This window comes from Pantoea sp. 18059 (genome assembly GCF_902706165.1).
GTDB lineage: Bacteria > Pseudomonadota > Gammaproteobacteria > Enterobacterales > Enterobacteriaceae > Pantoea > Pantoea agglomerans.
Genome location: NZ_CACSJS010000003.1, coordinates 215917 through 230129 on the forward strand (window position 1 = coordinate 215917; position 14213 = coordinate 230129).

The window sequence follows — 14213 nt, forward strand, 5'->3', positions numbered from 1 at the left end:
AAATTATGCGGTCACCCTGGTGGCCGCTTTTTTAATGGCTTTATCGCAGGTATCCGTAATGGTTTCTTTCGAACCGGTCGCGCAACTGACCCGACGACATCTGATCTTCCCGCTGTCGCTGGTGTTGTTTGAGTTCGCTACCTATATCGCTCACGACATGATCCAGCCCGGCATGCTGCTGGTGACTCAGGAATTTAAGGTCGGGCCGGAGTGGGTCTCTACTTCGCTCACCGCCTATCTGGCCGGTGGCATTATGCTGCAATGGCTGCTTGGCCCCCTTTCTGACCGTATCGGGCGGCGTCCGGTGCTACTTAGCGGCGTGGCCTTTTTTATGCTCTCGTGTGTGGCGACGCACTGGGTGCAAAGCATTGAGCAGTTCGTCCTGCTGCGTTTTCTGCAGGGCGTCAGCCTCTGTTTTATTGGCGCGGTAGGCTACGCGGCGGTGCAGGAGGCATTTACGGAATCGCTCAGTATCAAAATGATGGCGCTGATGGCCAACGTCGCCCTGCTGGCCCCGCTGGCCGGTCCGCTGGCGGGCGCGGCTTTTCTTACCGTAGGTGAATGGCGCACCCTGTTCTGGCTGATTGGCGCTATTGCGGCGCTGGCGCTGGCAGGTCTGTGGTATGCGATGCCCGAAACCGCAGGTGACCGGCAGAAACCGCTGTCGCTGCGATCGATTATCAGCGGTTACGCGGCGTTGCTGAAGGATCGTCAGGTGATGCGTGGCTCGCTGGCCATCGGACTTGTCACTGTGCCCTGCATCGCATGGGTCGCATTGTCGCCGGTGATTTTAATTCACGATGCGGGACTCAGCCGCATCAACTATGCGTTATTACAGCTGCCGGTATTCGCCGCCATGATTGCGGGCAACCTGACCCTGGGACGCTTATCCAGCCGTCTGCCCATTGAACAGCCGTTACGGCTCGGGGCCTGGCCGGTGGTCTGCGGGCTGGCAATCGCAGTAACCGCTACCGTGCTAAATCCGCAAAGCTATCTGTGGCTGACTGCCGGAATTAGCCTCTACGGCTTCGGTGCCGGGCTGGTCAGTGCCGGACTTTATCGCATGACGCTTTTTTCCAGCAGCGCCGGAAAAGGCAGCGTGGCAGCGATGCTCGGCATGGTGAGTATTCTGATCATCGCGCTGGGCATTGAAGCAGCCAAAACCGCGTATTTTAGTTACGGCACCGGCGGCTTCAGTGTGGTGAACCTGATCTGCGGTCTGCTGTGGCTGGTTCTGGTCAGCGCTTTTCTGCGTGCAGGCCAGCGGAAATTGTGCACGGAATAGCGGACCCTTATGAATCCGCTGTGTGCCGTTGATAAAATATAACCCAGCAGGATGGCAGAAATTTATTTGCCATCCTGCAACTGAAACAAAGAGATTACATCCCACCCAATCCCGCATTTATTTTTTTCAGATAAGCTTTGACCAAATCGTTACTTTATCTGTGTGTTGCGTCATTCGATGATGATTCCGCCTGCTGAGGCAATTGATAACAAAGGAATTCACCATGAAGACGTTATTTCCCCTTAAACCACGCGCACAAACGCTGGTTTTTACTTTACTTGCCGGGACTCTGACCTTTAACGCGGTGGCTGCACCGGTCAAAGGCGGTACGCTGATTTATCTTGAACAGCAGGCACATACCAACCTCTATCCGCCTGCCGGCGGCTTTTACCCTAATGGCGGCATTCTCAATCAGATCACCGATAAATTAACCTGGCAGAATCCCGAAACGCTGCAGGTTGAACCCTGGATTGCAGAAAGCTGGACTACCAACGCCGACAAAACCGAATACACCTTTAAATTACGGCCTGGCGTGACTTTTTCCGATGGCACACCATTAGATGCGAACGCGGTGGCGAAAAACTTTGATACCTACGGGCTGGGAAATAAAGCGCTGCGCCTGCCGGTATCGGAAGTGATTAATAACTATGAACGCAGCGAAGTGATCGACCCGCTGACGGTGAAATTCTATTTTAAAAAACCCTCGCCCGGATTTTTACAGGGCACCGCCACCATTGGCTCTGGCCTGGTCTCGCTGAGTACCCTGGCGCGCAGTTTCGATCAGCTGGGCGATGCGCGTCACATTGTCGGCTCCGGCCCGTTTGTGGTCAGTGATGAGAAGCTCGGTCGGGAGGTGGATCTGGTAGCGCGTAAAGATTATCAGTGGGGACCGAAAAACATTCAGCAGCAAGGTCCGGCCAATCTGGATGCGATAAAAGTGATCGTGACGCCGGAAGACAGCGTGCGTATCGGTGCACTGCTGGCGGGCCAGGCAGGCCTGATCCGTCAGGTGCAGGCCTACGACGAGAAGCAGGCTAAAGATCAGAACTTCCCGGTTTATGCCGCGCCTACCCGTGGCGTAAACGACAGCCTCAGCTTCCGTCCGGATAATCCGCTGGTCAGCGATATCCGGGTGCGTCAGGCGCTGCTGCACGCCACCAATGCCAAACAGGTGGTTGAGACGCTCTTCTCGCCGAACTATCCGCAGGCAACCTCGGTCGTGGCGACCACCGCCGCCGGCTACGTCAATCTGGCGGACAAACTCACTTTTGATCTGGCAAAAGCGAAGGCATTGCTGGACCAGGCGGGCTGGCAACCGGGTGCCGATGGCATCCGTGAAAAAGCTGGCCAGCGACTGGCGCTAACCGTCTATGAATCACTGCCGCAGCCGCAAAACAAAGAGGTGCTGCAACTGGTGGCGCAGCAGTGGCGCCAGGCGGGCGTCGCCCTCAGCGTTAAAGCGGGCGATGCCGGCAGCAAAACGCTGGATAACCTCGACCCCCTTAAGACCCCGCTGAACGTCACTGAAGTCGGCCGCGCCGATCCCGACGTGATCAAAAGCAGCTTCTACCCGGCTAACCGCGACAACCTGCTGCAGAAAGGCGGCTCCAGCGACAAAGTGAAAAACTTCCGCGATGACAAGCTGAACCAGCTGCTGGTCGCCATCTCCGCTGAAGTTGACCCGGCAAAACGTTTACAGCTGACCGGTGACGTTCAGCGTTATCTGCTGGACCAGGCCTATGTGATTCCGATCTTCGAAGAGCCGCAGGTCTATGCCGGTGCGCCCTGGCTGAAAGGGGTCAGTTTTGAAGCGGTGGGCCGTCCGGCACTCTATGGCGCCTGGCTGGAAAAACAGTAACCGGAGGTGAGGATGCGTCATTATCTGCTGCAACGCGCTGGCCTGGGGGTATTGGTCCTGTGGGCCGCGTTTACCCTGTCGTTTGTGCTGCTGCAGGTGCTGCCAGGCGATGCGGTCCTGATCAAATTTCAGAATCCGGATCTCGGCCTGAGTCCGCAGCAGATTGCTGAGATGCGTCAGGCCTATGGCGCGGACAGCCCGCTGTGGCAGCAATATCTGCACACGCTGGTGGCGATGCTGCACGGCGACTTCGGCTATTCGGTGCAGGCGGGCGTGCCGGTCAGTGAACTGCTGACCAGCAATCTGCCTGGCACGCTGCGACTGGCCCTGTGCGGCTTTTTGCTGGCGACACTGCTGGCATTCGTGCTGGCGACACTGTCGCGGCTGCCTGCCCTGCGCGGCCTGCGTAATCTGCTGCAGTCACTGCCCGCGCTGTTTATCTCAGTGCCGACCTTCTGGCTCGGCATAGCCCTGATTCAGCTCTTCTCATTCCAGCTGCGCTGGATCCCGGTAATCAATCCCTCACCGTGGCAGGGACTGGTTCTGCCCATTATTACGGTCGCCGTTCCGATCTCAGCGCCGCTGGCTCAGATTCTGTTGCGCAGCATCGATGAGGTCTCAACCCGGCCTTTTGTGGCGGTGGCGCGCGCCAAAGGGGCCAGCGAGCACTCTGTGCTGTGGCGGCACATCCTGCGCAACGCCATGCTGCCGGTGCTCACCGTGGCGGGCCTGCTGCTGGGAGAACTGATTGCCGGTGCGCTGATCACCGAAACGGTGTTTGGCCTGGGTGGTCTGGGACAGCTGACGCAGCAGGCGGTGAACAATCAGGATGTGGCGGTGTTGCAGGCGGTGGTGATGATCTCCGCGCTGGGTTTTGTGGTGATCAACCTGCTGGTGGATCTGCTGATGCCGCTCTTTGACCCGCGCTTACAGCTGTTACGAGGTGCAACATGAGTCTGGTTGATTACGCTGCTGCGCGGCAACCCGTGGCGGCAAAGATGCGCACTTTACAGTTCTCGCCGGGCCTGTGGCTCGCCGTTTCAGTCATGCTGCTGGCCGTACTGGCAGCCCTGTTCCCGGCCCTCTTTACCCAGGCCAGCCCGATTGAAGGAATTGCGGGTGCACAGCGACTCGCTCCGCAGGCCGGACACTGGCTCGGCACCGATCAGCTCGGCCGCGATCTTTTTGCCCGCATCGTTTACGGCGCGTCCCATTCGCTCTCCGCCGCCGTCATGGCGGTGGCGATCGGACTGCTGGCAGGTACCGCGCTGAGTCTGGTGGCAGGGGCTATCGGTGGCAAAACTGAATCAATTGTGATGCGCGCAGTGGATGTCCTGCTGGCGATTCCGGCGCTGCTGCTCTCTCTGAGCGTGCTGATTTTACTCGGCTTCGGCACCCTGAATGCCGCATTAGCGGTGGGCATCGCCTCCATCGCCAGCTTCGCCCGACTGGCACGCGCCGAAGTGGTACGCATCCGTCACAGCGAGTATGTCGAAGCGGCTTACGGCAGTGGCGGCCGCTTTTTCAGCGTGCTGTGGCGTCACATTCTGCCCAATGCGCTGACGCCGGTGATCGCCTATGCCGCCCTGCAATTTGGTCAGGCGATTCTGGCGCTGTCGACTCTGAGTTTCCTTGGCTACGGCACCCCGCCGCCGGTGCCGGAATGGGGTCTGTTAATCGCTGAAGGGCGTAATTATCTGGCTACCGCCTGGTGGCTGACCACTTTTCCTGGTGTGGTGGTGGTCGCTGTGGTGCTCGCAGCCAACCGCATCAGCCAGCAACTTTCAGGAGGACGCCGATGAGCGCTCAGCCGTTACTCGCGGTCAACAATCTGACGCTAAGCTATCGCAGCGGCAACCGTTGGCAGCCGGTGGTACATAATGTCAGCTTCGAGCTGCAGCCCGGTGAGATGGTGGCGCTGGTCGGGGAGTCCGGCTCCGGTAAAACCACTACCGCACAGGCGATAATGGGTCTGATGGCGGAAAATGGCCGCCGCGAAGGGGGCGAAATCCTGCTCAACGGCGTGGATATCAGTCAGTGGTCGCAAAAGCGCTTCGATACCCTGCGCGGGGCGCGCATCAGTCTGGTGCCGCAGGATCCCGGTAATTCACTGAACCCGGTGAAAACGGTCGGCGAACAGGTGGAAGAGATCCTGCGACTGCACCTGAAATTACCGTCAGCGCAGCGCCAGCAGCGGGTGGTTGACCTGCTGAATCGCGTCGGCCTTAGCCATCCGGAACAGCGGGTTAAGCAGTATCCGCATCAGCTGTCGGGTGGCATGAAGCAGCGGGTATTGATCGCCATTGCTCTCGCCCTGCAGCCGGAGATCATTATTGCGGATGAGCCGACCAGCGCGCTGGATGTCACGGTGCAAAAGCGCATTCTCGATCTGCTGGACAACCTGCGGCAGGAATCCCGCACCGCCGTGCTGTTTGTCACCCACGACCTGGCGCTGGCGGCGCAACGCGCAGATCGTATTATCGTGTTTCGTCACGGCGAGATTCAGGAATCGGGCCGCACTGAACAGGTTATCAGCGCGCCTGCTCATCCTTATACCCGTCAGTTACTGAATGATGCGGCACCACAGCGACCCGCCAGAGTTAAATCTGCAACCGCCCGTTTTTCTGCCCCCGCCATCCGGGCAACCGGCGTGATGAAAAGCTTTTCGCTGGGCAAACAGCAGCGTTTGCAGGCGCTGAACCAGGTCAGCTTTCAGGTGGCGCGCGGCACTACCCATGCACTGGTAGGCGAATCCGGCTCAGGCAAAACCACGCTGGCGCGCATCGTTATGGGTTTTGAAACCGCAGACAGCGGCGAGGTGACGCTGGATGGCATCGTGGTCAACGGATTACGCGGCGAGGCGCTGCGTCAGCTGCGGCGGAAGATCCAGTTTGTCTATCAGAACCCATTTGCCTCGCTCGATCCGCGTCAGACGCTATATGCAATTATTGAAGAGCCACTGCGTAATTTTGAGCGACTGAGCCGCAGTCAGCGCCGTGAGCGCGTAGAAGGGATGACCACGCGGGTGGCGCTGCCGCTCTCTCTTCTGTCACGTCAACCTCACGAACTTTCCGGCGGTCAGCGGCAGCGTGTGGCTCTTGCCCGGGCACTGATCTGCAAGCCGGAGATTCTGGTACTGGATGAGGCGACCTCGGCGCTGGATGTCACGGTGCAGGCGCAAATCCTCGACCTGTTGCAACAGCTCCAAGCCGAACTGGGTCTGACCTATCTGTTTATCACGCACGACCTGGCGACGGTGCGACAGATTGCCGACAGCGTCACGGTGTTAAAAGCGGGCGAAGTCGCAGAGCAAGGTGACGTTGTCACGATTTTCAGTGCGCCACAGCATCCTTATACCCGGGAATTAATGGCTGCCATTCCTCCGCTTATTCCCTTAACCCACAAGGAGTCAGCATGAGCCGACGTCTCGGATTTTTTACCCGGCTGCTGGATAAGGTGCCGGCGAAACAGCGCTATCAGCTGGCCACCGAACAGATCCAGCATGCCGAACGCTGCGGATTTGATAATGCGTGGATTGCTCAGCACCATTTTCATCAGGATGAGGGTGGTCTGCCGTCGCCGCTGCTCTTCCTGGCGCATGTCGCCGCGCAGACCCGCACCATCCGGCTCGGCACCGCCATCATCACCCTGCCAATGGAAAATGCGCTGCGGGTGGCTGAAGATGCCGCAGTACTGGATCTGCTGGCAGATGGGCGGCTGGAGATCGGGCTGGGCTCCGGTGGCACGCCGGATTCGTTTTTGCCGTTTGGTCTGACCTTTGCCGAGCGCGGTGCCGCTTTTGCCGACCATCTGCATACGCTGCTCAGTGCCTGGCGCGGGGATTCACTGGGGCATCCTGATAATCATCTCTATCCCGCCGCGCCGCAGCTTGCCGGACGGGTGTGGATCGCCACCTTCTCGGTTGAGGGCGCGATCCGTGCCGCTCAGGGCGGCCATGGCCTGATGCTGTCCCGCACCCAGCCGCGTCCGGCGGGCCAGCCTGAGCTGCCGCTGGATGCATTGCAGAATCCGCTGATCGATGCCTATCTTGCGGCACTTCCTGCGGGAACCACTCCGCGCATCCTCGCCTCCCGTACCGCATTCGTGGCCGATTCTGACCGCTATGCCCGTCAGGTAGCTGAACCGGGAATTCGTCAGCAGGCTGCGCAGTATCGTGGCGAATTACGCGGTGAACGCTTTGATGACCTGCTGGCGCAGTTTGATGCCCATGTTGGCGGCATCGATCAGGTGCAGCACTCGCTGGCGCAGGACAGCGCACTGGCGCGCGTCACTGACATCTCATTTCAGGTGCATTCGGTTGAGCCTTCGCATGCCGACACGCTGCGCTCGATTGAACTGATTGCCCAACATCTTGCGCCCGCGCTTCGTGCCGTTGGCGAACCTCACAGGAGAATTTCATGAATCAACCTGACGATTTGATTGCCACACTGGCAGATATCGATCCCGATTCCGAACTGGCCCATGCGCGCCAGACACGTCACGCCGCCACACAACATGCTCAGGGTAGCTACACCCTGTTGTTTAGCCAGGGTGATGAAGATTTTCCGCTGGCGGAGCGCCGTCTGCTGGCCGCTCAGGTTGCCGGCTGGCATGCACAACCCGGCCTGCAGGCGCACTACCAGCCACAGGAGAGTCTGGCCGGGAGTGATCGGATCAACGCGGCACAGGCTTTTGCCCATCGCCTGACCTTTGAGCCGGTTACTGCTGCTCCCGCGCATCTGGAGACTTTGAAACAGGCGGGCTGGAGCCTGCGCGGCATTGTCACACTGGCACAGCTGGTGGCGTTTGTCAGTTTTCAGAGCCGGTTGCTGGCGGGTCTGCGCAGCTTACAGGGCGATGAGGCGTCGGGTGAGGTTGCCCCGGTAGTCGCCGGTCACTGGCACGAGGCCTTACATACCGCCAGCGGCAAAACTGCCCTGACCGCGTTTACGCAACAGGAACTCGGCTGGGAGCCCTGGCTGCCGGCAAAACCGCTGTCGGAATTCAGCGAGGAAGAGCAGGCGACACTGGCAAAATTCGGTCACACCCACTCCGACTATTTTCGCCTGCTGGCGCGCAATCTGCCGTTGCTGGAGCAGCGCACCCTGACCGATAAAGGCATTTTTTATACCGCAGGAGGGCTGCCACGTGCCGAGCGCGAACTGGCTGCCACCGTGGTGAGTAAGGTCAACGGCTGCATTTACTGCGCCTCAGTCCATGCGCGTAAAGCCAGCCAGCTCTCAAAGCAGGATGAAGCGGTACAGAAGCTGCTGAATGTCGCACCCGGCGCGGTGTTATCTCACGGACACACCGCGCGCTGGCAGGCGATCATCGCATTCTCAGCAGCACTGTCGCTGACACCTGCCCAGCCGACACAGTCGCAGCTCTCTGCACTGCGTGAACAGGGTCTGGATACGCTCGCCCTGCTCGATCTGATTCAATCAACCGCCTTTTTTGCCTGGGCTAATCGCCTGATGCTGACGCTGGGCGAACCTTTTCTGCCGGAACAACAGGGATAATCATGACTTTGCCTTTAACCGACCAACTGGTGCAGTGGCGTCGCGAACTGCATCAGCATCCGGAACTTTCGAATCATGAATTTGCCACCACGGAACGTATTACCCGCTGGCTGGAGCAGGCCGGGATCCGGCTGTTGCCGCTGGGGCTGAAAACCGGCGTCGTGGCAGAAATCGGTCATGGCGAACCCCTGATCGCCCTGCGCGCGGATATCGATGCGTTACCGATTGAAGAAACCACCGAACGCCCGTGGCGATCACAGCAGCCGGGCGTTATGCACGCCTGTGGTCACGACGTTCACAGCGCCGTGATGCTCGGCGTGGCGTTGCAGCTGAAACAGCAGGAAGACACGCTGCAAGGCCGGGTACGGATTCTGTTTCAGCCCGCTGAAGAGACCTTTAATGGCGCACGTCAACTGATTGATGCCGGTGCGCTGGAAGGCGTTCAGGCGATATTCGGCCTGCACAACGCGCCCGACCTGCCGCTGGGCACGCTGCGTAGTCGGGCGGGTGCGTTTTATGCCAACGTAGACCGCTTTGTTATCCGCATTGAGGGCAAAGGCGCCCATGCCGCACGACCGCAGGAGGGCATCGATTCGATTGTGATTGCCAGCCATATCGTAACGGCTCTGCAGACCCTGCCGAGCCGGGTATTCAGCTCGCTGGAAACGGTGGTGCTGAGCGTGACGCGCTTTACCGCCGGAAATACCTGGAACGTGCTGCCACAAAGCGTTGAGCTGGAGGGCACCGTGCGCACCCACAACGGCGAAATTCGGGCGCAGATCCCGCACCGAATGCGATCCCTGATTCAGGGTATTGCCGCCGGGTTTGGTGCGACCGCCGAACTGGAGTGGACTGAAGGACCGCCGGCCCTGATTAACACGCCAGGCTGGGTGGATGTTGCTCTGGACGTTGCCCAACAGAGTGGCTATCTCGCGGAGCACGCTGAGTCGCCGCAGATGGGCGGAGAAGATTTTGCCTTCTATCTGCAGCAGGTGCCGGGGGCATTTGTCAGCATCGGCAGTGCCAGCGAATTTGGTCTGCATCACGCCGCCTTCGATCCTGATGAAGCGTTGATTGGCCCGGCGGTGGACTACTTCACGCAGCTGGTGCCGCGCGCGTTGCAGATTGTGGCGGCGCAATGACGAAAAAAAGGAGTGCTGCTATGTCAGTTCAGGTTCCACAACCGATTCTTGATCATGCTGTGATTAACGTGGCCGACCAGCTCGACAGCGCCAGCGCGCGCTTCCGAAGGCTCGGCTTTCAGCTCACTGAACGGGGTCATCACTCGCTGGGATCGAGTAATCACCTGGCTATTTTTGGTGAGAACTACCTGGAACTGCTGGGCTATGAGACGGGCAAAGGGAGCCAGCGCGCCGATCTCTGGCAGTCGCCGCTGGGATTGAGCGGTCTGGTGTGGAAAAGCAGCGATGCAGAGAGTGAGTTTCAGCATCTGCAACGGCAGGATCTGGATGGCGATCCGCCAGCGGCTTTTCATCGTCCGGTTACCCTGCCCGACGGTTCGGTAAGTGAAGCGCACTTTAGGACCGTACGGATTCGCACTTCGCTGGTACCCAATGGCCGCAGCTTTTTTTGCCAGCATCTGACGCCCGAAGCGGTATGGCAGCCGACATGGCAGCGTCACCCCAACGGCGTGCGTAATATCAGTGAGTTTGTGATTGTCGCGCAGGATCCGGCGCTTTCAGCCCTGGTCTATAGCCGCCTGTTTGGGGCTGCTAAGGTGCTCGCCTGTCCCGAAGGCGCCTTTGTCCTGCGCGCGGGTGCCGCCACGGTACGCTTTGCTTCGGCAGACTATGCGCAGCAGCGATTTGGCCCGCTGCCGGAAGACTATGATGGCAGAGCCCGGATGGTCGCGCTGGGTTTTGAGACGGAAGATCTCGACCTTGTGAAACGCGCGCTGGTGAAGGGTGAAATTGCCTTTCAGGAGCAGCCCGAGGCGATTGTGGTGGAGTCGGCAGAAGGTTTTAACCTGGCACTGCGTTTTACCTGAGTGCAGATTCAGGAGGTGATGAAAAACGCCTCAAGTGAGGCGTTTCTTCAGAGCACGGACCGATAAAATATAAAGACTTATCGAATCTTAATAGTCCATCGCAGCACGCTTAAATCAGAAAAACAGAGATGGCGACAGGCCAAACCGGGCGCATAATGCCCGGATATGCGACACAGTCAACTGACGTTCGCCGCTGAGGATTCGGCTAACCAGCGATTTTTTACCGATCTCATTTTCGAAGTCGCTCAGGCTAAGATTGTGTTGCTCAATAAGCACGCGCAGAATGCCGGGGCCTGTGCTGATTTCATTTTGACGTGCATTAAATTCGGCCAGCTCCGGATCTTTATCTTCATAGTCAGCAATGCGCGCGCAAAGCAGGTCAACCAGCGGATTATCCGGCTCATGTTCAATCAGATATTCGACCAGTTTCAGTGCTTCTTCATAATCCTCGCGCTGGCTGCTGCCAGCCAGCAGCGGTACCGCTTCAGCGAGCTCATTTGACAGCCTGATAGCTTCAGTATTCATCCGGTAACCTCCCGATATTTTTTAACAAGCTTGTCGTACTCAGCGTGCGTGCAGATATGCTTAATAAAGATTTTACTTCGCTCAAAATCCGCGAAGAACATCACGCGCAACTGGTTGCCACTCACGTCGATGACCCACCATTTAGCACGATATTTCATACGATCAAGGCTTGCATAAAGCGCTTTAAGATCGTCAGGACCACTGAAATCGCCTTGCCTGAGATGGCGATAAAGCAGATTAAGTGCGGCCGCTGCATTAGGATATTTTCTGGCCGCCTCATCAAACGGCACACGTGAAATAACATGCATTCCATTGGCTCCTGACTGTTTCCATTATGGAAACCATCCTGTCACAATCCAGCCATGTTGACAAGATGGAAACATGTTAAATTTGCGTACTCAGTAGAGAAAATACGGCAAAAACTAATGTAAAACGGTGATTAAGGCATAATCGGCACGTGGTTTGGATGACCGGTTATCTCTGGTAATAACCTAAATGTAAGAGCAATATTGTGATCTGATGTCTGCTAACAACACTGCCTATGCAATGAAGACTTATTCACCACAAGTTTCGCCAACTGAGGTGATATAAATAATTGCACTCTGATTTGAAATAAAAAAACGCCTCTACTGAGGCGTTTTTCACAGGCTTTACAACGACACAAATCAGAAAGTGTAGCTGGCGGTCACTGAGAAATTACGCGGTTCGCCGTAGACTACGGAGCTGGCCACGTTAGTGTCATACTCTTTGTCGAAGAGGTTATTGAGGTTGCCCTGCAGCGACAGATTTTTGTTCACCTGATAACGGGCGAAGAGATCAACCAGCGCATAGCTGCCCTGACGGGCACGCCAGGTGCCATTGCCTTCCGGGCCACCGACATCATTCCAGATATGTGTCTGCCAGTTCACACCGCCACCCAGCGTCAGCTGCTGCAATGTCGGCAGGCGATAACTGCTGAACAGGTTAAAGCTGGTCTGCGGCAGTTGCGGGTTAAAGGTGCTGCCATCGCGGTTTTCCGCAATGTAGCGCGTGCCGCCCAGGGTCATCTGCCAGTTGTCGGTCAATGCGCCGTTGACTTCAAACTCCACGCCACGACTCACCACGCCTTTACGGCCAATGTACGCGACATCACCTGACCCCTGAACCGTCTGAGTGGTTGCTTCACCGACATTATCCAGCTCGGTGCGGAACACCGAAATCGAGGTGGTGAAGCGACTATCCATCCAGTCAGATTTCAGGCCTGCCTCGTAGTTTTTGCCGATAACGGGCGACAGGAAAGCGCCGCTGGCATCGCGATAGTCCTGTGGCTGGAACACCGAGGTATAGCTGGCGTAAGCCGACCAGTTTTCAGCGAAGTCATAAATCAATCCGCCGTAAGGGGTGGTGTTATTTTCTTCCATTTCACCACCAGGCGTTTCACGGTTCCAGTTGGTGTAACGGGCACCGATAATCAAGTGCAGCGGATCGGCGAGCGACAGACGGGTCGCCATATAAGTCGATTTCTGGCGAACCAGTTGGGTATCGCTGGCAGGCAGACGCGGCGTCCAGGCCGATTCCGGATACTGACCGTTAAACTCGTTATAGTTGCCCAGCGACTCTGATGAGATATTCTCAAAGGTACTGAAGTACTTGTTATCCTGGCGGGTGTAATTGACGCCGACCATCAGCTCATGCTGACGACCCAGCAATTCATAAGGACCGCTGGCGAAGGCATCAACGGCATCCACTTTGCGTTTACCGGTGTTGTAACCGGTCCCGCCTACCACCGGATAGTTGGCATACGAAGAGACGCCCGCCCCGGTGTTACGATCGAAATAGCCATCAAGATAGATCTGCTTACTGTCGAGGCGCATCTCGTTGTGCGCGCCGTTCAGCGTGATGTTCCAGCCGTTATCGAAGTCCTGTTTCAGGTTCACAAAGACTTTACGGTTCTCTTTATCGTTGTAGGCCCAGTCAGGTGCGGTGTTGTAGCCGCGTCGGGTATGTATCTGCGTGCCGTCTGTGTACCAGCGCGGCGCGCCACCCCACATGGTGGAATCCGTATTGACCTGGCTGAATTCATAGCCGACCGAAAGCGTGGCAGAGTCGGTCAGGTCAGCGTCAACCACGCCATAGATGAACTCTTTTTTGGCGCCATAGCGCTCTATGAAGCTGTTGTTATCCTGCCATCCCGCGATCAGCCGGCCACGAACATTGCCTGAGTCACTGAGCGGAGCCGAGAGATCGGCCACATAACGCTGCTTATTCCAGCTGCCGTAACTGGCGGAGACGGTGCCGCCGAACTCTTTGCTGTCGGCGTGTTTGCGCACCATATTGATGGCAGCTGATGGATTGCCCGGTCCGGTTAACAGACCGGTCGCTCCGCGCACCACTTCAACGCGCTCATAGAGCGCCATATCGGTCTGCGCATCACCCAGGTTCCAGCGAGCGGCAAAGGCAGTAGGGATACCATCGACCATGTAGTTGTCGATCATAAAGCCGCGCGCATAGTAGTTGGTGCGATCCATATCACCACTGATACCGCGAATACCGGTGGTATTTGCGAGCACATCATTCAGTGACTGGAGTTGCTGATCGGCCATACGCTGCTTACTGACGATGCTGACTGACTGCGGGACATCACGTACGGTGCCCAGCATTTTAGTGCCCGCACGGGTAACCGGTACGCTGTAATCAGTGGCGGGCGAAGCGGCTACGGCATCATCGGCTGACGCGCTGACCGTCATAGTCTGGTTATCGCTGGCAGCGGGTGCGCCGGTCTCTGCGGCATGAGCAGCGTTATGCGCCAGCGACGAGGCGACGATGACAGCCAGCAAGGAGAAGCGGAATGGACGTTGCAGAGCAGAAGTGTCCGTTGCCCTGGGGTGTTGAAGATCGAAAGCGTTCATTAATTCCTCAATTATCTTTATGTTTTTATGCTGCCACTGTCACGACCATGCTTCCTGCGGACATCGCTGCCCTGCTTATGGTTTGAGGAACCAGAAACCTTTCCCTGAGCGCCTGCGCGCGGGTGTGATA

12 protein-coding genes are annotated in these 14213 nt (G+C 57.6%); 9 read left to right on the top strand and 3 right to left on the bottom strand.

The window, feature by feature from the left end:
- The first annotated feature begins 58 nt into the window (after positions 1-58).
- The 9 genes from GVJ63_RS10450 (at position 59) to GVJ63_RS10490 (ending at position 10670) form a co-directional block, all read left to right on the top strand.
- Entirely contained in the window at positions 59-1285 is a 1227-nt protein-coding gene (locus tag GVJ63_RS10450) for an MFS transporter (protein WP_159226816.1), read from the top strand.
- 223 nt (positions 1286-1508) lie between these two features.
- The gene (locus tag GVJ63_RS10455; protein WP_159226817.1) at positions 1509-3143 is read left to right on the top strand and encodes a TIGR04028 family ABC transporter substrate-binding protein; all 1635 of its coding nucleotides are present in this window, start codon (positions 1509-1511) and stop codon (positions 3141-3143) included.
- 12 nt (positions 3144-3155) lie between these two features.
- Positions 3156-4097, top strand: a complete 942-nt coding sequence (locus GVJ63_RS10460) for an ABC transporter permease (RefSeq protein ID WP_159226818.1) — start codon at positions 3156-3158, stop codon at positions 4095-4097.
- Positions 4094-4945: an ABC transporter permease gene (locus GVJ63_RS10465; protein ID WP_159226819.1), complete on the top strand. Its 852-nt coding sequence runs from the start codon at positions 4094-4096 to the stop codon at positions 4943-4945. The genes GVJ63_RS10460 and GVJ63_RS10465 overlap by 4 nt, the downstream gene beginning before the upstream one ends.
- Positions 4942-6561 carry an ABC transporter ATP-binding protein gene (locus GVJ63_RS10470; protein WP_159226820.1) on the top strand — a complete coding sequence of 540 codons (1620 nt, stop codon included), beginning with the start codon at positions 4942-4944 and terminating at the stop codon, positions 6559-6561. The genes GVJ63_RS10465 and GVJ63_RS10470 overlap by 4 nt, the downstream gene beginning before the upstream one ends.
- A complete protein-coding gene (locus tag GVJ63_RS10475; RefSeq protein ID WP_159226821.1) occupies positions 6558-7565 on the top strand; it encodes a putative FMN-dependent luciferase-like monooxygenase in 1008 nt (335 codons plus the stop codon). Before GVJ63_RS10470 ends, GVJ63_RS10475 begins: the two co-directional genes overlap by 4 nt.
- Positions 7562-8662 (top strand): alkylhydroperoxidase domain protein, encoded by a 1101-nt coding sequence (locus GVJ63_RS10480; RefSeq protein ID WP_159226822.1) that lies wholly within the window; start codon positions 7562-7564, stop codon positions 8660-8662. The genes GVJ63_RS10475 and GVJ63_RS10480 overlap by 4 nt, the downstream gene beginning before the upstream one ends.
- Before the next feature lie 2 nt (positions 8663-8664).
- Positions 8665-9804: an amidohydrolase gene (locus GVJ63_RS10485; RefSeq protein WP_022624362.1), complete on the top strand. Its 1140-nt coding sequence runs from the start codon at positions 8665-8667 to the stop codon at positions 9802-9804.
- Positions 9805-9824: 20 nt separating this feature from the next.
- A complete protein-coding gene (locus GVJ63_RS10490; RefSeq protein ID WP_159226823.1) occupies positions 9825-10670 on the top strand; it encodes a VOC family protein in 846 nt (281 codons plus the stop codon).
- 114 nt (positions 10671-10784) lie between these two features.
- Here GVJ63_RS10490 and GVJ63_RS10495 read toward each other — a convergent pair whose 3' ends face one another.
- The 3 genes from GVJ63_RS10495 to fhuE all read right to left on the bottom strand — a co-directional run bounded on the left by GVJ63_RS10495 (position 10785) and on the right by fhuE (position 14083).
- Positions 10785-11195, bottom strand: coding sequence for a type II toxin-antitoxin system HigA family antitoxin (locus tag GVJ63_RS10495; protein ID WP_159226824.1), 411 nt, complete (start codon positions 11193-11195; stop codon positions 10785-10787).
- A complete protein-coding gene (locus GVJ63_RS10500; protein WP_157353127.1) occupies positions 11192-11503 on the bottom strand; it encodes a type II toxin-antitoxin system HigB family toxin in 312 nt (103 codons plus the stop codon). The genes GVJ63_RS10495 and GVJ63_RS10500 overlap by 4 nt, the downstream gene beginning before the upstream one ends.
- Positions 11504-11860: 357 nt before the next feature.
- Positions 11861-14083, bottom strand: a complete 2223-nt coding sequence (gene fhuE, locus GVJ63_RS10505; RefSeq protein ID WP_159226825.1) for a ferric-rhodotorulic acid/ferric-coprogen receptor FhuE — start codon at positions 14081-14083, stop codon at positions 11861-11863.
- Between the last annotated feature and the right edge of the window lie 130 nt (positions 14084-14213).